Below are 21886 nucleotides of genomic sequence, written 5' to 3' on the forward strand. Positions count from 1 at the left end.
GTGACCTTGTCGCCATTGCTCAGGGTGACGGTGAGCGGACGATCCAGCGGCTGGTTCACTTTGACGGTGAACGACGGCTGCTGGGCTTCGTTCACATCGCCATTGCTGACGATGGTGACCGAGACCTTGTCGCCTTGGTTGCCTGCACCCGGGGTGCCGGTGCCGGGCTCGTCGGTGACAGAGGTGGTGACAGTATTGCTGCCGAGGGTCAGCTTCTCGAAGTTGTCGCCGCCGGCGACCGACTCGATCTTGTTGACGATGTTCGGCTGGCCGCCGACATAGACGTCGTCTTTCGCGGTGATGGTGAAGGTGCCAGTGGCGCTGCCCGCTGGAACGGTGACTTTGGTGCCGTCGCTCAGGGTGAACACCAAGCCGTTGTGGCCGGTAACCGATAGGCCCTGGGCGTTGGTCAGGGTGACAGTGTAGGTGACCTGGCCACCTTCGCTGACGGTGGTTTTGTCGGCGCTGAGGGTCGCGACTACTTCGCTGATGGTGTCAGCGATCTGCACGGTGGCCGAACCACCGAGCTCCAGGTTTTCGAAGGTCTTGCCTGGAACGGTGGCGTCACTGATGCCCACGGTCAGGGAGCCCGAGTCTTTGAAGACATCATCGCCCTGGGCCGGTGCCTTGTATTCAACTTGGGTCTGGCCCGCAGCGATGGTGACCTTGTCGCCATTGCTCAAGGTAACGGTCAGCGGACGATCCAGTGGCTGATTCACTTTGACAGTGAACGATGGCTGCTGATCTTCGGTGACATTGCCGTTGCTGACGATGGTGACAGAGACCTTGTCGCCTTCGTTGCCGGTGCCCGGAGTACCAGTGCCCGGTTCATCGGTGACGTCAGTTTTCACTTCGCCCTGACCCAAGGTCAGTTTTTCGAAGTTGTCGGCGCCAGTGACGGACTCCAGCTTGTTCACGATCGATGGCTGACCGCCAACGTACACGTCGTCCGGTGCGTGGATGGTGATAGTGCCGGTGGCGCTGCCAGCCGGAACGGTCACTTTGGTGCCATCCGAAAGAGTGAAGGTCAGGCCGCCGTGGCCTTTGACATCCAGACCTTGGGCGTTGGTCAGGGTAACGGTGTAAGTGATCTCGCCGCCTTCGGACACGGTGGTCTTGTCAGCGGTGAGACTTGCGACAACTTCGCTTTCGGTGTCGGCGATTTGAACAGTCGCCGAGCCACCCAGTTCGAGGTTTTCGAAAGTCTTGCCCGGTACGGTGGCATCGGTGATGCCGACAGTGAGCGAACCGGAATCCTTGAAGACGTCATCACCTTGTGCCGGTGCCTTGTACTCAACCTGAGTCTGGCCGGCCGCGATGGTGACTTTGTCGCCATTGCTCAAGGTAACGGTCAGCGGACGGTCCAGCGGTTGGCTCACTTTGACAGTGAACGACGGCTGCTGGTCTTCAGTGACATTGCCGTTGCTGACGATGGTGACGGAAACCTTGTCACCCTCGTTGCCAGTACCCGGAGTGCCAGTGCCTGGCTCGTCTGTCACCGTGGTGGTGACGGTGTTGTCGCCGAGGGTCAGCTTCTCGAAGTTGTCGCCGCCGGTGACGGACTCGATCTTGTTGACGATGTTCGGCTGGCCACCGACGTAGACGTCGTCCTTGGCGGTGATGGTGAAGGTGCCAGTAGCACTGCCCGCCGGAACGGTAACCTTGGTGCCATCGCTCAGGGTGAATACCAGACCGCCATGGCCGGTGACAGACAGACCTTGGGCGTTGGTCAGGGTAACGGTGTAGGTTACCTGGCCGCCTTCGCTGACGGTGGTCTTGTCGGCGCTGAGGGTGGCGACTACTTCGCTGATGGTGTCAGCGATCTGAACGGTCGCCGAACCACCCAGTTCAAGGTTCTCGAAGGTCTTGCCCGGAACGGTGGCATCGGTGATGCCAACAGTCAGAGAACCCGAGTCTTTAAAGACATCATCGCCCTGGGCCGGTGCCTTGTATTCAACTTGGGTCTGGCCCGCAGCGATGGTGACCTTGTCGCCATTGCTCAAGGTAACGGTGAGCGGACGATCCAGTGGCTGGTTCACTTTGACAGTGAAGCTTGGCTGCTGGTCTTCGGTGACATTGCCATTGCTGACGATGGTGACGGAAACCTTGTCGCCTTCGTTGCCGGTGCCCGGAGTGCCAGTGCCCGGCTCGTCGGTCACAGTAGTGGTGACGGTACCGTCACCCAGCGTCAGTTTCTCGAAGTTATCACCACCGGTGACCGATTCGATCTTGTTGACGATGTTTGGCTGACCGCCGACGTAGACGTCGTCAGGGGCATGGATGGTGATGGTGCCGGTGGCGCTGCCCGCCGGAACGGTAACTTTTGTGCCGTCCGAGAGCGTGAAGACCAGGCCATTGTGGCCTTTGACGTCCAGACCCTTGGCATTGGTCAGCGTAACGGTATAGGTGATCTCGCCGCCCTCGGACACAGTGGTCTTGTCGGCGGTAAGGGTGGCGACAACCTCACTTTCGGTATCAGCGATCTGCACGGTAGCCGAGCCGCCGAGTTCCAGGTTTTCGAAGGTCTTACCTGGAACACTGGCGTCGCTGATCCCAACGGTGAGCGAGCCCGAGTCTTTGAAGACGTCATCACCTTGGGCTGGAGCCTTGTACTCAACCTGCGTCTGGCCCGCAGCGATGGTGACCTTGTCGCCATTGCTCAGGGTGACGGTGAGCGGACGATCCAGCGGTTGGTTCACTTTGACAGTGAAGCTTGGCTGCTGATCTTCGGTGACATTGCCATTGCTGACGATGGTGACGGAAACCTTGTCGCCTTCGTTGCCGGTGCCCGGAGTACCAGTACCTGGCTCGTCCGTAACGGTTGTGGTGACGGAGTTGTCGCCGAGGGTCAGCTTCTCGAAGTTATCTGCGCCAGTAACGCCTTCCAGCTTGTTCACGATCGCTGGCTGGCCACCGACGTACACGTCGTCCGGTGCGTGGATGGTGATGGTGCCGGTGGCGCTGCCAGCCGGGACAGTAACCTTGGTGCCATCCGAAAGAGTGAAGGTCAGACCGCCATGACCTTTGACGTCCAAGCCTTGGGCGTTGGTCAGAGTAACGGTGTAAGTGATCTCGCCGCCTTCGCGAACAGTGGTTTTGTCTGCAGTCAGGGTGGCGACAACCTCACTTTCGGTGTCAGTGATCTGAACAGTGGCGGAGCCACCCAGCTCCAGATTCTCGAAGGTCTTGCCTGGGACGGTTGCATCGCTGATGCCAACGGTGAGCGAACCGGAATCTTTGAAGACGTCATCACCTTGTGCCGGCGCCTTGTACTCAACCTGAGTCTGACCTGCCGCGATGGTGACCTTGTCGCCATTGCTCAAGGTGACGGTCAGCGGACGATCCAACGGCTGGTTCACTTTGACGGTGAACGACGGCTGCTGGTCTTCGGTTACGTTGCCGTTGCTGACGATGGTGACAGAGACTTTGTCGCCTTCGTTGCCGGTGCCCGGAGTACCAGTGCCCGGTTCATCGGTGACGTCAGTTTTCACTTCGCCCTGACCCAGAGTCAGTTTCTCGAAGTTATCCGCGCCAGTAACGCCTTCCAGCTTGTTCACGATCGCTGGCTGGCCGCCGACGTACACATCGTCCGGTGCGTGAATGGTGATGGTGCCTGTTGCACTGCCCGCCGGAACGGTCACTTTGGTGCCGTCGCTGAGGGTGAACACCAAGCCGTTATGGCCGGTAACCGAGAGACCTTGGGCGTTGGTCAGGGTAACGGTGTAAGTGATCTCGCCGCCTTCGCTGACAGTGGTTTTGTCTGCAGTCAGGGTGGCGACAACTTCACTTTCGGTGTCAGCGATCTGAACAGTTGCCGAACCACCGAGCTCGAGGTTTTCGAAGGTCTTGCCCGGTACGGTGGCATCGGTGATGCCAACAGTCAGAGAACCCGAATCCTTGAAGACGTCATCACCTTGTGCCGGTGCCTTGTACTCAACCTGAGTCTGGCCTGCAGCGATGGTGACTTTGTCGCCATTGCTCAAGGTAACGGTCAGCGGACGGTCCAGTGGCTGGTTCACTTTGACGGTGAACGACGGCTGCTGGTCTTCAGTGACATTGCCGTTGCTGACGATGGTGACGGAAACCTTGTCACCCTCGTTGCCAGTACCCGGAGTGCCAGTGCCTGGCTCGTCTGTCACCGTGGTGGTGACGGTACCGTCACCCAGCGTCAGTTTTTCGAAGTTATCCGCGCCGGTAACACCTTCCAGCTTGTTGATGATCGATGGCTGACCGCCAACGTACACGTCGTCCGGCGCATGGATGGTGATAGTCCCGGTGGCGCTGCCAGCCGGAACGGTCACTTTGGTGCCGTCGCTGAGCGTGAATACCAGGCCGTTATGGCCGGTAACCGACAGACCTTGGGCGTTGGTCAGGGTAACGGTGTAAGTGATCTCGCCGCCTTCGGCCACGGTGGTCTTGTCAGCGGTCAGGGTTGCGACGACTTCGCTTTCGGTATCGGCGATCTGCACGGTGGCCGAACCACCGAGCTCGAGGTTTTCGAAGGTCTTGCCCGGAACGGTGGCATCGGTGATGCCAACAGTCAGAGAACCCGAGTCTTTAAAGACATCATCGCCCTGGGCCGGTGCCTTGTATTCAACTTGGGTCTGGCCCGCAGCGATGGTGACTTTGTCGCCATTGCTCAAGGTAACGGTCAGCGGACGGTCCAGTGGCTGGTTCACTTTGACAGTGAAGCTTGGCTGCTGGTCTTCGGTGACATTGCCATTGCTGACGATGGTGACGGAAACCTTGTCACCCTCGTTGCCAGTACCCGGAGTGCCAGTGCCTGGCTCGTCTGTCACCGTGGTGGTGACGGTGTTGTCGCCGAGGGTCAGCTTCTCGAAGTTGTCGCCGCCGGTGACGGACTCGATCTTGTTGACGATGTTCGGCTGGCCACCGACGTAGACGTCGTCCTTGGCGGTGATGGTGAAGGTGCCAGTGGCGCTGCCCGCTGGAACGGTGACTTTGGTGCCGTCGCTCAGGGTGAACACCAAGCCGTTGTGGCCGGTAACCGATAGGCCCTGGGCGTTGGTCAGGGTGACAGTGTAGGTGACCTGGCCACCTTCGCTGACGGTGGTTTTGTCGGCGCTGAGGGTCGCGACTACTTCGCTGATGGTGTCAGCGATCTGCACGGTGGCCGAACCACCGAGCTCCAGGTTTTCGAAGGTCTTGCCTGGAACGGTGGCGTCACTGATGCCCACGGTCAGGGAGCCCGAGTCTTTGAAGACATCATCGCCCTGGGCCGGTGCCTTGTATTCAACTTGGGTCTGGCCCGCAGCGATGGTGACTTTGTCGCCATTGCTCAAGGTAACGGTCAGCGGACGGTCCAGTGGCTGGTTCACTTTGACGGTGAACGACGGTTGCTGATCTTCGGTGACATTGCCGTTGCTGACGATGGTGACGGAAACCTTGTCGCCTTCGTTGCCGGTGCCCGGGGTGCCGGTACCTGGCTCGTCAGTCACTGTGGTAGTGACGGAGTTGTCGCCGAGGGTCAGTTTCTCGAAGTTATCCGCGCCAGTGACACCTTCCAGCTTGTTGATGATCGACGGTTGACCGCCAACGTAAACGTCGTCCGGGGCATGGATAGTGATGGTGCCGGTGGCGCTGCCCGCCGGAACGGTCACTTTGGTGCCGTCGCTGAGGGTGAAGACCAGGCCGTTATGGCCAGTAACCGACAGACCTTGGGCGTTGGTCAGGGTAACGGTGTAAGTGATCTCGCCGCCTTCGGACACGGTGGTTTTATCGGCCGTCAGGGTCGCGACCACTTCACTTTCAGTGTCAGCGATCTGAACGGTAGCCGAGCCGCCGAGTTCCAGGTTTTCGAAGGTCTTACCTGGAACACTGGCGTCGCTGATCCCAACGGTGAGCGAGCCCGAATCTTTGAAGACGTCATCGCCTTGAGCTGGCGCCTTGTACTCAACCTGAGTCTGACCTGCCGCGATGGTGACCTTGTCGCCATTGCTCAGGGTGACGGTCAGCGGGCGATCCAGCGGCTGGTTCACTTTGACGGTGAACGACGGCTGCTGGTCTTCGGTTACGTTGCCGTTGCTGACGATGGTGACAGAGACTTTGTCGCCTTCGTTGCCGGTGCCCGGAGTACCAGTGCCCGGTTCATCGGTGACGTCAGTTTTCACTTCGCCCTGACCCAAGGTCAGTTTTTCGAAGTTGTCGGCACCAGTGACCGATTCCAGCTTATTCACGATGCTTGGCTGGCCGCCAACGTACACGTCGTCAGGTGCATGAATGGTGATGGTGCCGGTAGAACTGCCTGCTGGAACGGTGACTTTTGTGCCGTCCGAGAGGGTGAATACCAAACCGCCATGACCTTTGACATCCAGACCCTGGGCATTGGTCAGGGTAACGGTGTAAGTGATCTCGCCGCCTTCGCTGACAGTGGTCTTGTCAGCAGTCAGGGTCGCGACGACTTCGCTTTCGGTATCGGCAATCTGAACAGTTGCGGAGCTTCCCAGCTCAAGGTTTTCGAAGGTTTTGCCCGGAACACTGGCATCGGTCACGCCAATGGTGAGTGAACCGGAATCCTTGAAGACGTCATCGCCTTGAGCTGGAGCCTTGTACTCAACCTGAGTCTGGCCTGCGGCGATGGTGACTTTGTCACCATTGCTCAAGGTGACAGTCAGCGGACGATCCAACGGCTGGTTTACTTTGACAGTGAACGACGGCTGCTGGTCTTCGGTGACATTGCCATTGCTGACGATGGTGACGGAAACCTTGTCGCCTTCGTTGCCGGTGCCCGGAGTGCCAGTGCCCGGCTCATCGGTGACGGAGGTGGTGACAGTGTTGCTGCCGAGGGTCAGTTTCTCGAAGTTATCCGCGCCGGTAACACCTTCCAGCTTGTTGATGATCGATGGCTGACCGCCAACGTACACGTCGTCCGGCGCATGGATGGTGATAGTGCCGGTGGCGCTGCCAGCCGGAACGGTGACTTTGGTGCCGTCGCTGAGGGTGAAGACCAGGCCGTTATGGCCAGTAACCGACAGACCTTGGGCATTGGTCAGGGTAACGGTGTAGGTGACCTCACCGCCTTCAGATACGGTGGTTTTGTCAGCAGTCAGGGTCGCGACAACTTCACTTTCGGTGTCAGAGATCTGAACAGTGGCCGAGCCGCCGAGCTCCAGGTTTTCGAAAGTTTTACCTGGTACGGAAGCGTCGGAAATACCAACGGTAAGGGAGCCCGAGTCTTTGAAGACGTCATCACCTTGGGCTGGAGCCTTGTACTCAACCTGCGTCTGGCCTGCAGCGATGGTGACCTTGTCGCCATTGCTCAGGGTCACAGTCAGCGGACGATCCAGTGGCTGATTCACTTTGACAGTGAACGACGGCTGCTGATCTTCGGTGACATTGCCATTGCTGACGATGGTGACCGAAACCTTGTCGCCTTCGTTGCCAGTACCCGGAGTACCAGTACCCGGTTCATCGGTGACATCGGTTTTCACTTCGCCCTGACCCAGAGTCAGCTTCTCGAAGTTATCTGCGCCGGTAACACCTTCCAGCTTGTTGATGATCGACGGCTGGCCGCCGACGTAGACATCGTCCGGCGCGTGGATGGTGATGGTGCCGGTGGCGCTGCCTGCCGGAACGGTGACTTTGGTGCCGTCGCTGAGGGTGAAGACCAGGCCGTTATGGCCAGTAACCGACAGACCTTGGGCATTGGTCAGGGTAACGGTGTAGGTGACCTCACCGCCTTCAGATACGGTGGTTTTGTCAGCAGTCAGGGTCGCGACAACTTCACTTTCGGTGTCAGCGATCTGAACAGTGGCCGAGCCACCCAGCTCGAGGTTTTCGAACGTCTTACCCGGAACGGTGGCATCGGTGATGCCGACAGTCAGAGAACCCGAATCCTTGAAGACGTCATCACCTTGTGCAGGTGCCTTGTACTCGACTTGAGTCTGGCCTGCGGCGATGGTGACCTTGTCGCCATTGCTCAGAGTGACGGTGAGCGGACGGTCCAGTGGCTGGTTCACTTTGACAGTGAACGACGGCTGCTGATCTTCGGTGACATTGCCGTTGCTAACGATGGTTACGGAGACCTTGTCGCCTTCGTTGCCGGTGCCCGGAGTGCCAGTACCCGGTTCGTCTGTCACTGTGGTGGTGACGGAATTGTCGCCGAGGGTCAGTTTCTCGAAGTTATCCGCGCCGGTAACACCTTCCAGCTTGTTGATGATCGATGGCTGACCGCCAACGTACACGTCGTCCGGCGCATGGATGGTGATAGTGCCGGTGGCACTGCCCGCTGGAACGGTCACTTTGGTGCCATCCGAAAGAGTGAAGGTCAGGCCGCCGTGGCCTTTGACATCCAGACCTTGGGCGTTGGTCAGGGTAACGGTGTAAGTGATCTCGCCGCCTTCGGACACGGTGGTCTTGTCAGCGGTGAGACTTGCGACAACTTCGCTTTCGGTGTCGGCGATTTGAACAGTCGCCGAGCCACCCAGTTCGAGGTTTTCGAAAGTCTTGCCCGGTACGGTGGCATCGGTGATGCCGACAGTGAGCGAACCGGAATCCTTGAAGACGTCATCACCTTGTGCCGGTGCCTTGTACTCAACCTGAGTCTGGCCGGCCGCGATGGTGACTTTGTCGCCATTGCTCAAGGTAACGGTCAGCGGACGATCCAACGGCTGGTTCACTTTGACAGTGAACGACGGCTGCTGATCTTCAGTTACGTTGCCGTTGCTGACGATGGTGACAGAGACTTTGTCGCCTTCGTTGCCGGTGCCCGGAGTGCCAGTACCTGGTTCGTCTGTCACTGTGGTGGTGACGGAATTGTCGCCGAGGGTCAGTTTCTCGAAGTTATCACCACCGGTGACCGATTCGATCTTGTTGACGATGTTTGGCTGACCGCCGACGTAGACGTCGTCAGGGGCATGGATGGTGATGGTGCCGGTGGCGCTGCCCGCCGGAACGGTCACTTTGGTGCCGTCGCTGAGGGTGAAGACCAGGCCGTTATGGCCGGTAACCGAGAGACCTTGGGCATTGGTCAGGGTAACGGTGTAAGTGATCTCGCCGCCTTCGCTGACAGTGGTTTTGTCTGCAGTCAGGGTGGCGACAACTTCACTTTCGGTATCGGCGATCTGAACGGTGGCCGAGCCACCCAGTTCCAGATTCTCGAAGGTCTTGCCCGGTACGGTTGCATCGCTGATGCCAACGGTGAGCGAACCAGAGTCTTTGAAGACGTCATCGCCCTGAGCTGGAGCTTTGTACTCAACCTGGGTTTGGCCCGCAGCGATGGTGACTTTGTCGCCATTGCTCAAGGTAACGGTGAGCGGACGATCCAGCGGCTGGTTCACTTTTACGGTGAACGACGGCTGCTGATCTTCGGTGACATTGCCGTTGCTGACGATGGTGACGGAGACCTTGTCGCCTTCGTTGCCGGTGCCTGGAGTACCAGTGCCTGGCTCATCGGTGACGTCAGTTTTCACTTCGCCCTGACCCAGAGTCAGTTTCTCGAAGTTATCCGCGCCGGTAACACCTTCCAGCTTGTTGATGATCGATGGCTGACCGCCAACGTACACGTCGTCCGGCGCATGGATGGTGATAGTCCCGGTGGCGCTGCCAGCCGGAACGGTCACTTTGGTGCCGTCGCTGAGCGTGAATACCAGGCCGTTATGGCCGGTAACCGACAGACCTTGGGCGTTGGTCAGGGTGACGGTGTAAGTGATCTCGCCGCCTTCAGACACGGTGGTTTTATCGGCCGTCAGGGTCGCGACCACTTCACTTTCAGTGTCAGCGATCTGAACGGTAGCCGAGCCGCCGAGTTCCAGGTTTTCGAAGGTCTTACCCGGAACGGTGGCATCGGTGATGCCGACAGTCAGAGAACCCGAATCCTTGAAGACGTCATCACCTTGTGCAGGTGCCTTGTACTCGACTTGAGTCTGGCCTGCGGCGATGGTGACCTTGTCGCCATTGCTCAGAGTGACGGTGAGCGGACGGTCCAGTGGCTGGTTCACTTTGACAGTGAACGACGGCTGCTGATCTTCGGTGACATTGCCGTTGCTAACGATGGTGACGGAGACCTTGTCGCCTTCGTTGCCGGTGCCCGGAGTGCCAGTGCCCGGCTCATCGGTGACATCGGTTTTCACTTCGCCCTGACCCAGAGTCAGTTTTTCGAAGTTATCGGCACCAGTGACCGATTCCAGCTTGTTGATAATCGACGGCTGACCGCCGACGTACACGTCGTCCGGTGCGTGGATGGTGATGGTGCCGGTAGCGCTGCCAGCCGGAACGGTCACCTTGGTGCCATCCGACAGAGTGAAGGTCAGGCCGCCATGGCCTTTGACGTCAAGGCCCTGGGCGTTGGTCAGGGTAACGGTATAGGTGATCTCGCCACCTTCGGACACAGTGGTCTTGTCAGCGGTCAGAGTCGCGATCACTTCACTTTCGGTATCAGCAATCTGAACGGTAGCCGAGCCGCCGAGCTCGAGATTTTCGAAAGTCTTACCTGGAACACTGGCGTCGCTGATCCCAATGGTGAGCGACCCGGAATCCTTGAAGACGTCATCTCCCTGGGCCGGGGCTTTGTACTCGACCTGGGTCTGGCCCGCCGCGATGGTGACCTTGTCGCCATTGCTCAAGGTAACGGTGAGCGGACGATCCAACGGCTGGTTCACTTTTACGGTGAACGACGGCTGCTGATCTTCGGTGACATTGCCGTTGCTAACGATGGTGACGGAGACCTTGTCGCCTTCGTTGCCGGTGCCCGGAGTGCCAGTGCCCGGCTCATCGGTGACATCGGTTTTCACTTCGCCCTGACCCAGAGTCAGTTTCTCGAAGTTATCCGCGCCGGTAACACCTTCCAGCTTGTTGATGATCGATGGCTGACCGCCAACGTACACGTCGTCCGGCGCATGGATGGTGATGGTGCCGGTGGCACTGCCCGCCGGAACGGTCACTTTGGTGCCGTCGCTGAGGGTGAAGACCAGGCCGTTATGGCCAGTAACCGACAGACCTTGGGCATTGGTCAGGGTAACGGTATAGGTGATCTCACCGCCTTCGCTGACGGTGGTTTTGTCAGCAGTCAGGGTGGCGACAACCTCACTTTCGGTGTCGGCAATCTGAACAGTGGCGGAGCTTCCCAGCTCGAGGTTTTCGAAGGTTTTTCCTGGAACACTGGCATCGGTCACGCCAATGGTGAGCGAACCGGAATCCTTGAAGACGTCATCGCCTTGAGCTGGAGCCTTGTACTCAACCTGCGTCTGGCCTGCAGCGATGGTGACCTTGTCGCCATTGCTCAGAGTGACGGTGAGCGGACGATCCAGTGGCTGGTTCACTTTTACGGTGAACGACGGCTGCTGATCTTCGGTGACATTGCCATTGCTGACGATGGTGACCGAAACCTTGTCGCCTTCGTTGCCAGTACCCGGAGTACCAGTACCCGGTTCATCGGTGACATCGGTTTTCACTTCGCCCTGACCCAAGGTCAGTTTTTCGAAGTTATCCGCACCAGTGACACCTTCCAGCTTGTTCACGATCGCTGGCTGGCCGCCAACATAGACGTCGTCCGGAGCAGTGATAGTGACCGTGCCGGTAGCACTGCCCGCCGGGATGGTGACTTTGGTGCCATCCGAAAGGGTGAAGGTCAGGCCGCCATGGCCAGTGACATCCAGGCCCTGACCATTGGTCAGGGTGACGGTGTAGGTGATCTGGCCGCCTTCGGACACGGTGGTCTTGTCGGCAGTCAGGGTCGCGACGACTTCGCTCTCGGTGTCGCTGATCTGGACGGTGGCCGCACCACCAAGCTTCAGATCCTCGAACGTCTTGCCCGGTACGCTGGCGTCGGTCACGCCCAGGGTCACGGAGCCCGCGTCCTTGAATACGTCGTCACCCTGCGCCGGCAGGCTGTAGGTGGCCTGGGTCTGGCCTGCGGTGATGGTAACTTTGTCGCCATTGCTCAGGGTCACGGTCAGGTCGTGGTCGAGCTTCTGGCTCACGGAGACAGTGAAGGTCGGCTGCTGGGCTTCAGTCACGTTACCGTTGCTGGCAATGCTGACAGTCACGGTATCGATGCTGTCGCTGACCACGGTCTGTGCCGGGGTCGGGTTGGGCACCAGGTTCTCGAAGTTGCCGCCGGTGGCGCCGGTAATGGTGGTGCTGACCGTGCTGCCATTGACGAAGACGTCGTTGGCTGGGGTCTGGAAGTCGACCGAGCCACTGGTCTTGCCGGCTTCGACGGTGACGGTCTGGCCGTTGGACAGGGTGACGGTGACCGGCGTCTGTGCCGGGTTGGTCAAGGTTACGGTGTAGGTGATCACGCCGCCTTCGGTGACGCTTGGCGAAGCGGTCAAGGTGGCGGTGGTGGTGTCGACCGAGTCGTTGATCACGGTCTGTGCCGGAGTCGGGTTCGGCACCAGGTTCTCGAAGTTGCCGCCGGTGGCGCCGGTGATGGTGGTGCTGACCGTGCTGCCATTGTTGTAGACGTCGTTGGGCGGGGTCTGGAAATCGACCGAGCCGCTGGACTTGCCAGCCTCGACGGTGATCGTCTGGCCGTTGGACAGGGTGACGGTGACCGGCGTCTGCGCCGGGTTGGTCAGGGTCACGGTGTAGGTGATCACGCCGCCTTCGGTGACGCTTGGCGAAGCGGTCAGGGTGGCGGTGGTGGTATCGATCGTGTCGGTGATCTGGGTCACCGCAGGCGTCGGGTTCGGCGTAACGATCAGGCCATTGCCACCGGTGGTACCGGTGATGGTGGTGGAAATCTGGCCACCATCGATGTACGGCGTGTCATTGGCAGGAATGTTGACGTTGACCGAGCCGCTGGTCTGGCCAGCCGGAATCACGATCACCGCGCCGTTGGACAGTGTGACGGTCAGGTTGCTCTGCGGCGCCTGGCCAACCGTGGCGGTATAGACGATGACGCCGCCCGCTTCGCTGATCGAAGGGGTGGCGCTCAGGCTCAGGCCGGTTGGAATGGGATTGTTGTTGGTGGTGGTGTCGTTGTTGCTATCCAGCCCACCGACTTCTTCGTTTGCCAGGCCTGCGGCGAAGCCCAGGGGGCCGGTGGGGAAGCCGATGCTCGGGTCGACAACGCCTGCGGTTTCTTCCAGCAGCACGAAGCTGTGGCCACCACCGACCGAACCACCACCTGCGGCAGCAGGGCCGGCAGCGGGCGCTTCCAGCTCGGTGGTCGGGTCGACGCCGGAGGCGATGGCCTGTTGCAGCTCTTCGATCGAGGGTGCGGCCTGCGCAGTGGCCTGGGCCAGGTCGGTGCTGCTGTCGGGCGCATCGGCGCTCCATTGAGAGTCGCGGCCCAGATCGAGCATGCGACCGTCGGCCAATTCCAGGGTCACGGCGCCGCCCGGGCCGGTAAGGACTTCCTCGCCTGCGAACAGGCGGTCGCCTTCGATCAGCACGCGCTTGATGCCTTCCGGGGATACTGCGATGACTTGGCCAACAATGCTTTTGACGATGGCAACGACAGTGCTCATGGAACTCTCCGGGATGTGTCTCAATTGGCTTCCGGCCGGCGTGCGAACCTGCTTCCGCTGGAATGTTACAAAAATGATTTGACGCTTTTATGCGTCAATATTGCGTCAATAATTTTCGGCTATTAAGTTTATGCCAAAGTATTGACCTTCCTCTCGCCATCCTAAACAATCGGCAAACTAATGTCACATTGATATTTGGGTAAAAGCCTCTTCCTTTCGTATTAATTACGTACAGTCTCGCAAGCTCGCCAATCGTTCAGTTTCGGCCGCTATTTTCACGGGCCAGACCCGCTTCGGCCGTGATTTGGGACAACAGCGCCACTTGGGAATCAGTAAAAATGCGTGCGTCACTTTTCACCGTTCTTCCTCTCGCCCTTGCAGCCTCCATTGCCCAAGCACAAACCCTGCCGCAAGCCATGCAACAGGCCTTGGACGTGCACCCGGAAATCCAGGCCGGGGTCAACGCCCGCACAGCCGCAGACTATCAACTGCGCGCCGCGCAGGGTGGTTACCTGCCGCGCGTCGACATGACCGCCGGCTACGGCCGCGAGGGCAGCGATTCGCCGAGTACGTCGCATCGCTGGGAGACCTTGAACCGCGGCGAGTCAAGTATCCGTCTTCGACAAATGGTTTTTGACGGTTTCGCCACCTCCAGCGAAGTCGGCCGTCAGCAAGCCACCGTCAATGCCCGCGCCTACTCCCTGATGGGCACCTCCGAACGCACCGCGCTGACCGTCGCCCAGGTCTACCTCGATGTGCTTTCGCGCCGTGAGATGGTGCGCCTGGCCGAAGACAACCTGCGCAACCACGAACGCATCCTCGACCAGATCAAGCTGCGCACCAGCCGTGGCGTAGGCCGCCTGGCCGACCTCGACCAGGCCGAAGCGCGCCTGGCGCAGGCGCGCAACAACCTGATCACCGAACAGACCAACCTGGCCGATGCCAACACCAACTACCTGAGCGTGGTCGGGCAGATGCCTGACGAACTGAGCGCGCCCGCGCCGTTCATCGACCTGCTGCCGGCCACCCTGGACGAGGCGCGCCACCAGATGGTCGAGAGCAGCCCGATCCTGCGTTCGGCAGAATCCGACATCGCTGCGGCCGAAAAACAATACGAAGCAGCTAAGTCTAGTTTCTATCCACGTTTTGACGCGGAGCTCGGACGGACGGCAGACAACAATCTCGACGGCTCGGTCGGCCACAACAATGAATGGCAGGCCATGCTGCGCATGAACTTCAACCTGTACGCCGGTGGCAGCAACAAGGCCGACCTCGAATCGAAGTCGTATCTGGCCAACCAGGCGCTGGATATCCGCAACAACGCCTTGCGTCAGCTCAATGAGGAGTTAGGCTTGGCATGGAATGCTCTGGACAACGCCAACGCCCAGTTGCCGATCGCCCAGCAGTATGTCGATCACAGCACCCGGGTGCGCAGCGCCTACCAGCAGCAGTTCGGTCTGGGCGAGCGAACCCTGCTTGACCTGCTCGACAGCGAGAATGAAACCTTCACCGCGCAACGTCGTCTGGTTGAAGTGAAGAACACGCAGTTGTTTACTCAGTACCGAATCAAGGCGACCATTGGTCAACTGCTGAAGAGCCAGGGTGTCGTAGCCCCCATGGCGACCGTCGTACAGAACGATCTGAAGCCAAAGGTGAACCTGCCAGGCATGAACTGAAGGCGCACCTGTCCTATCCAACCGCAAGGATGAAGAGAGCGCCGCGTGGAATCTGAAGTCAGTCGAGTACAACTCAACCATGATCCACGCAGTCAGCATGACGATCCGCTACTGGACAGCCTGCTGACCCTGTGTGTCCTGCACCAGAAGCCCGCCAGCCGGGCCATGCTGACCACCGGCCTGCCGCTGCCGGCGCAGCGCCTGAGCGTCGAGCTGCTGCCGCGCGCCGCCGCGCGCGCGGGCTTGCAGGGGCGTTTGCTGCAGCGCAAGCTCGAGCAGATCCCCAGCATGGCCATGCCGGCCATGCTGCTATTGAAGGAAGGCCGCAGCGCCGTCCTGGTCGGTTGGGAAAATGAAGACACCGCGCGCCTGCTGCTCAGCGAGAGCGACGGCGGGGAAGTGCTGGTCACCCGCGAGGCGCTGCTCAGCGACTACAGCGGCAAAGTGTTCTTCGCTCAGCCGCAGCACAAGTTCGACGTCAACCACGGCAACTTGATCCCGCGCGCCCGCTCCTGGTTCCGCGACACCCTGATGCGCAGCAAATGGCTGTACATCGACGCCATCGCCGCCAGCCTGGTGATCAACCTGATTGCCCTGGCGGCGCCGCTGTTCGTGATGAACGTCTACGACCGCGTGGTTCCCAACCAGGCCACCTCGACCCTGTGGGTGCTGGCAGTGGGTATCGCCGGTGCCTATGTCTTCGACCTCATCCTCAAGGGGTTGCGCAGCCTCTGTCTGGACCTCGCCGGCAAGAAGACCGACCTGATCATTTCCGCGACGCTGTTCGAGCGGATCGTCGGTATGTCGATGAAGTACCGCCCCGCGCGGGTCGGCAGCTTTGCGCAGAACATCCACGAGTTCCAGGGGCTGCGCGACTTCCTCGCTTCGCTCACCCTCACCAGCCTTATCGACCTGCCGTTCACCCTGCTGATCCTGATGGTGATCGCCATCATCGGTGGGCACCTGGTATGGATTCCGGTTTTGGCCTTCCCGCTGGCCCTGGGCATCGGCTATGCCCTGCAGAAACCATTGATGGCGACGATGGAGCGCACCATGGCGCTGGCTTCCGAGCGCCAGTCCAGCCTCATCGAGACCCTTGCCGGGCTGGATGCGGTAAAGGTCAACAACGCCGAGAGCGAGCGCCAGTACATGTGGGAGCAGACCCTCGGCACGCTCAGCCGCCTCGAACTGCGGGTCAAGGTGCTGTCGGGCCTGGCGATGAACATCACCATGCTGATCCAGCAGCTCGCCGGTGTGGCGATGATCTGTGTCGGCGTCTACCTGATCATCGACGGCAACCTCAGCATGGGCGGCCTGGTGGCCTGCTACATGCTCAGTGGCCGCGCGCTCGGCCCGCTGGGTCAGCTCAATGGGCTGCTGGCCCGCTACCAGCAGGCCAAGGTGACCATGGTCGCGACCGACCAGATGATGGAACTGCCCCAGGAGCGCAACTTCGAAGAGCGTCCGCTGAGCCGTCAGGTATTGCAGGGCGCGGTCGAGTTCCGCGGCGTCGAGTTCACCTACCCGAACCAGCAGAACCAGGCACTCAAGGGCATCAACCTGGTCATCCGGCCTGGTGAGAAAGTCGGCATCATCGGCCGCAGTGGTTCGGGCAAGAGCTCGCTGGCCAAGTTGATCGTTGGCCTTTATGAGGCCGACGGCGGCTCGCTGCTGGTGGATGGCGTCGATATCCGCCAGATCGACGTCAGCGAACTGCGCCACAACATCGGCTACGTGCCCCAGGATATCCAGTTGCTGGCCGGCACCCTGCGCGACAACCTGGTCAGCGGCGCCCGCTACATCGAAGACGAGCTGATCCTGCAGGCCGCAGAGCTGGCGGGCGTGCATGAGTTCGCCCGCCTGCACCCCGACGGTTACGAGCTGCAGGTCGGCGAGCGCGGCCAGAATCTCTCCGGCGGCCAGCGCCAGAACGTCGCCCTGGCCCGTGCGCTGCTGCTCAATCCGCAGATCCTGCTGCTCGACGAGCCCACCAGCGCCATGGACAACACTGGCGAAGAGCGACTCAAGCAGCGCCTTGGCGCGGTGATCGAAGGCAAGACCGTGCTGCTGGTCACTCACCGGGCGTCGTTGTTGTCGCTGGTGGACCGGTTGATTGTCATCGATCGTGGACAGATCGTCGCGGATGGCCCGAAAGCCGCCGTCATGGAAGCGCTGAAGAAGGGGCAGATCAGTGTTGCATAAGCTGGATATCGGGCGTTTCAAGGACAACCTGCGCCGCTACTTCAAGGGCTCCGAGTCGCTGGCAGGCCAGCCGCTGCCAGAGGTCAACAAGGCACTGATCGAAGATGCCCCGCGCATCGTGCGTCTGACCATCTGGGGCGTGATCGCGTTCTTCGTGTTCCTGATCGTCTGGGCCAGTGTCGCGCCCATCGATGAGGTGACGCGCGGCGAAGGCAAGGCCATCCCGTCGTCGAAGGTGCAGAAGATCCAGAACCTGGAAGGCGGGATCGTTGCGCAGATCTACGCCAAGGAGGGGGAGATCGTCGAAGTCGGCCAGCCGCTGTTGCGCCTGGACGAAACGCGCTTCGCCTCCAACGTCGACGAAACCGAGGCCTCACGCCTGGCCATGGCGCTGCGTGTACAGCGCCTGAGCGCCGAGGTCGACGACAAGCCACTGCAGATCGACGAGGAACTGCGCAAGGCTGCGCCGAGCCAGGCAGCCAGCGAGCAGTCGCTGTACCAGAGCCGCCGCCAGCAACTGCAGGATGAAATCAGCGGCCTGGAGCAGCAACTGGTGCAGAAGCAGCAGGAGCTGCGCGAGTTCAACTCCAAGCGCGCCCAGTACGCCAACAGCTTGCAGTTGCTGCGCCAGGAAATCTCCATGTCCGAGCCGCTGGTGGCCCAGGGCGCGATCTCGCAGGTCGAGGTGCTGCGCCTGCGCCGCGCCGAAGTCGAGAACCGTGGCCAGATGGACTCCACCGCCCTGGCCATTCCCCGCGCCGAGGCGGCGATCAAGGAAGTGCAGAGCAAGATCGAGGAAACCCGCGGCAAGTTCCGCAGCGAGGCCCTCACCCAGCTCAACGAGGCTCGCACCGAGCTGAACAAGGCCACGGCCACCAGCAAGGCGCTGGATGACCGGGTCAACCGCACAATGGTCACATCGCCGGTGCGCGGTATCGTCAAGCAACTGCTGGTGAACACCATCGGCGGCGTGATCCAGCCGGGCAGCGACATCATCGAGATCGTGCCGCTGGACGACACCTTGGTGGTGGAAGCGAAGATCCTGCCCAAGGATATTGCCTTCCTGCACCCGGGGCAGGAGGCCACGGTCAAGTTCACCGCCTACGACTACACCATCTATGGCGGCCTGAAGGCCAAGCTCGAGCAAATCGGTGCCGACACCATCACCGATGAAGACAAGAAGACCACCTATTACCTGATCAAGCTGCGCACCGAGAAGAGCCATCTGGGCTCGGATGAGAAGCCGCTGCTGATCATCCCGGGCATGGTCGCCACGGTGGATATCCTCACCGGCAAGAAGACCATCATGAGCTACCTGCTCAAACCAATCATCAAGGCCCGCTCCGAGGCGCTGCGCGAGCGCTGATCACGACCCGGCCCGGTCCTTGTAGGAGCAACTGTCTTGTTCAAAATCTAAAGGCCAGCCCGATCCCTGTGGGAGCGGGCTTGTCCCGCGAACACGGGCGTAGCCCGTGCCAGGCCGCGCGGTGTATTTTTCGCGGGCAAGTCGGGGCGCCGAACCGCCGCTCCTACACAGAAACTCCCGCAGTTTTTCCACCAGGCCATCGCAGCCCGTATATGCATATTCGCTAAAGATATTTAAATTTCCATTCTTATGACTTTATAGTCGCTCCCACTGCGTACCTGCCGACCAATCGGCGCGCCGCACGACTCGAACCCACACGGGAAATCCCCGTGCGTTTCTGAATCGATGCGCGCCCCTGGAAGTCGCGCACTGCGTGGGAGTGAACAATGTCAGCCGCCTCGAACGCCTTGTCGTCCATCGACAGCGCGCAGCCGCAACGCTTCGAAATCCGCCCCTTCTCCGGCGCCGTCGGTGCCGAGATCATCGGGCTGGACCTGTCCCGGCCGGTCAACGCCGAGGACTTCAACCGCATCCATCGCGCCCACCTCGACCACCATGTCCTGGTGTTCCGCGACCAGCGCATCACCCCCGAACAGCAGATCGCCTTCAGCCGCCGTTTCGGCGTGCTGCAGATCCATGTGCTCAAGCAGTTCCTGCTGGAAAACCACCCCGAAATCCTGATCGTTTCCAACATCATCGAAGACGGTCGCAACATTGGCCTGGGTGATGCCGGCAAGTTCTGGCATTCGGACCTCTCCTATAAAGAGCTGCCGAGCCTCGGTTCGATGCTGCATGCCCAGGAGCTGCCCAGCGAGGGCGGCGACACCCTGTTCGCCGACATGCACAAGGCCTGGGACGCTGTGCCCGATGCGCTACGCAAGGTCATCGAAGGGCGCAGCGCCGCGCATTCCTATACCGCCCGTTATTCGGAAACCAAGTTCGAAGGCAACTGGCGCCCGACCCTGACTGCCGAGCAACTGGCCCAGGTCAACGAAGTCATCCACCCGGTGGTGCGTACTCACCCGGAGAACGGCCGCAAGGCGCTGTTCGTCAGTGAGGGGTTCACCACTCGCATCGTCGGCCTGCCCGATGACGAAAGCCGCGATGTACTGCAGCAGCTCTACGCCCTGAGCGTGCTCGAGCAGAACATCTACCGTCACGCCTGGCAGCCCCACGACATGGTGTTCTGGGACAACCGTTCGTTGATCCACCTGGCTGCCGGCTGCCCCGCGCACCTGCGCCGCAAGCTCTATCGCACCACCATCCAGGGCGATGCCCCGTTCTGACGACTGAGGACTCTCATCATGCGTAAATCCATCAGCCGCCTGGCGGCCAGCATCGGCCTGGGCGCGAGCCTGATCGTAGGCGGCCTCGCGTCGCCGGCGGTGGCCCAGGCCGAAGGCAAGATCCGTATCGCCGAGCAGTTCGGCATCGTGTACCTGTTGCTCAACGTCGTTCGTGACCAGCAACTGATCGAGAAGCACGGCAAGGAGCAGGGCATCGACATTCAGGTCGACTGGGCGCAGCTTTCCGGCGGCGCGGCGATCAACGACGCGTTGCTGTCGGGCTCGGTGGACATCGCCGGCGCCGGCGTCGGGCCGCTGCTGACCGTCTGGGATCGCACCTACGGTCGGCAGAACGTCAAGGCCGTGGCCTCGCTGGGCAATTTCCCGTACTACCTGGTCAGCAGCAATCCCAATGTGAAGACCATCGCCGACATTTCCGAGAAGGACCGTATCGCCGTGCCGGCGGTGGGTGTTTCGGTGCAGTCGCGCTTCCTGCAGTACGCGGCGGCCAAGCAGTGGGGCGACAAGGAGTACAACCGCCTCGACAAGTACACCCTGGCCGTGCCGCATCCGGATGCCACAGCCGCGCTGCTGGCCGGCGGCACCGAACTCAACGGGCATTTCTCCAACCCGCCGTTCCAGGACCAGGCCCTGGCCAACAAGAACGTGCACATCGTGCTCAACAGCTATGACCTGCTCGGCCCCAACTCGCCGACCCTGCTGTTCGCCACCGAGAAATTCCGCAAGGACAACCCCAAGACCTACAAGGCATTCATCGATGCGCTCGCCGAAGCCGCCGACTTCGCCCAGAAAGACAAGGCCGCAGCCGCCGACACCTACATCCGCGTGACCAAGGCCAAGATCGATCGCGATGCGTTGATCAAGCTGATCGACAACCCGCAGTACGAGTTCACCATCACGCCGAAGAACACTTACCCGCTGGCCGAATTCCTCTACCGGGTCGGCGCCATCAAGCACAAGCCCGAGTCGTGGAAGGACTACTTCTTCCAGGATGAGCGCCCATTGCAAGGGAGCTGATCGACCATGACCGCCCCATTGCCAGGCCACACGGTCAGCAACCTGAGCCGTGTCGACACCCCACCGCTGCTCAAGGTGGACAATCTCAGCCTCGAATACCGCACCGCGCAGCGCGTGGTGCGGGCCACTCACCAGGTCAGCTTCGAAGTCGATCGCGCCGACCGCTTCGTACTGCTGGGCCCATCCGGGTGCGGCAAGTCGACCTTGCTCAAGGCCGTGGCCGGCTTCATCGAGCCGCGCGAAGGGCAGATCCTGTTGCAGGGCCAGCCGGTCAAGGGCCCAGGCCCTGACCGCATCGTCGTGTTCCAGGAGTTCGACCAGTTGCCGCCGTGGAAGACGGTCAAGCAGAACGTCATGTTTCCGCTGCTGGTCTCGGGCCAGCTCAAGCGCGCCGAGGCCGAGGCGCGGGCGGTGCACTATCTGGAGAAAGTCGGCCTGGCCGCCTTTGCCGATGCCTACCCGCACACCTTGTCTGGCGGTATGAAGGCGCGCGTGGCGATTGCCCGCGCGCTGGCCACGCAGCCGAAGGTGCTGCTGATGGACGAGCCCTTCGCCGCGCTCGACGCCCTGACCCGGCGCAAGATGCAGGAAGAATTGCTGCTGTTGTGGGAAGAGGTGCGCTTCACGCTGCTGTTCGTCACCCACTCCATCGAGGAGGCGCTGGTGGTGGGCAACCGCATCCTCTTGCTGTCGCCGCATCCGGGACGGGTACGGGCCGAGGTGCACAGCCACCAATACGACCTGGGCAGCCTGGGTGGCAGCGACTTCCAGGCCAGCGCCCGGCGTATCCATCGCCTGCTGTTCGACGAAGCCGGTGAGCCGGAGCAGGCCTCGGACCTGGGCTTCAACGATATCCGCATCGCTTACTGACAGGAGGAGCCTGCG

At 60.7% G+C, this 21886-nt stretch carries 7 protein-coding genes; 6 read left to right on the forward strand and 1 reads right to left on the reverse strand.

Features of this window, described 5'->3' with window-relative positions:
- Positions 1-13433, reverse strand: a 13433-nt coding sequence (locus tag HU748_RS21700) for a retention module-containing protein (protein WP_186721907.1), incomplete at its 3' end; no start/stop codon positions are given.
- A 338-nt stretch (positions 13434-13771) separates the two neighbouring features.
- Between HU748_RS21700 and HU748_RS21705 the strand changes: the two genes are divergently transcribed.
- The 6 genes from HU748_RS21705 to HU748_RS21730 all read left to right on the forward strand — a co-directional run bounded on the left by HU748_RS21705 (position 13772) and on the right by HU748_RS21730 (position 21871).
- The gene (locus HU748_RS21705; RefSeq protein ID WP_186665445.1) at positions 13772-15109 is read left to right on the forward strand and encodes a TolC family outer membrane protein; all 1338 of its coding nucleotides are present in this window, start codon (positions 13772-13774) and stop codon (positions 15107-15109) included.
- Positions 15110-15154: 45 nt separating this feature from the next.
- On the forward strand, positions 15155-17311 hold the full coding sequence (locus tag HU748_RS21710) for a type I secretion system permease/ATPase (protein WP_186665447.1): 2157 nt from the start codon (positions 15155-15157) through the stop codon (positions 17309-17311).
- Positions 17301-18677: an HlyD family type I secretion periplasmic adaptor subunit gene (locus tag HU748_RS21715; protein ID WP_186665448.1), complete on the forward strand. Its 1377-nt coding sequence runs from the start codon at positions 17301-17303 to the stop codon at positions 18675-18677. The genes HU748_RS21710 and HU748_RS21715 overlap by 11 nt, the downstream gene beginning before the upstream one ends.
- 386 nt (positions 18678-19063) lie before the next feature.
- Positions 19064-19963, forward strand: a complete 900-nt coding sequence (locus HU748_RS21720; RefSeq protein WP_186710846.1) for a TauD/TfdA family dioxygenase — start codon at positions 19064-19066, stop codon at positions 19961-19963.
- Positions 19964-19981: 18 nt separating this feature from the next.
- The gene (locus HU748_RS21725; protein WP_186665450.1) at positions 19982-21001 is read left to right on the forward strand and encodes an ABC transporter substrate-binding protein; all 1020 of its coding nucleotides are present in this window, start codon (positions 19982-19984) and stop codon (positions 20999-21001) included.
- Positions 21002-21007: 6 nt separating this feature from the next.
- Complete coding sequence (locus HU748_RS21730) at positions 21008-21871, forward strand: ABC transporter ATP-binding protein (protein WP_186665451.1); 864 nt, start codon at positions 21008-21010, stop codon at positions 21869-21871.
- The last annotated feature ends 15 nt before the right edge of the window (positions 21872-21886 follow it).

This window comes from Pseudomonas sp. RW3S2 (assembly GCF_014268955.1).
In the GTDB taxonomy this organism is placed as follows: domain Bacteria; phylum Pseudomonadota; class Gammaproteobacteria; order Pseudomonadales; family Pseudomonadaceae; genus Aquipseudomonas; species Aquipseudomonas wayambapalatensis.

Excerpts from the sequence above, each read along its gene's own strand:
- HU748_RS21720 (WP_186710846.1), top strand. The coding sequence starts at position 19,064 with ATGTCAGCCGCCTCGAACGCCTTGTCGTCCATCGACAGCGCGCAGCCG.
- HU748_RS21730 (WP_186665451.1), top strand. The coding sequence starts at position 21,008 with ATGACCGCCCCATTGCCAGGCCACACGGTCAGCAACCTGAGCCGTGTC.
- HU748_RS21705 (WP_186665445.1), top strand. The coding sequence starts at position 13,772 with ATGCGTGCGTCACTTTTCACCGTTCTTCCTCTCGCCCTTGCAGCCTCC.
- HU748_RS21725 (WP_186665450.1), top strand. The coding sequence starts at position 19,982 with ATGCGTAAATCCATCAGCCGCCTGGCGGCCAGCATCGGCCTGGGCGCG.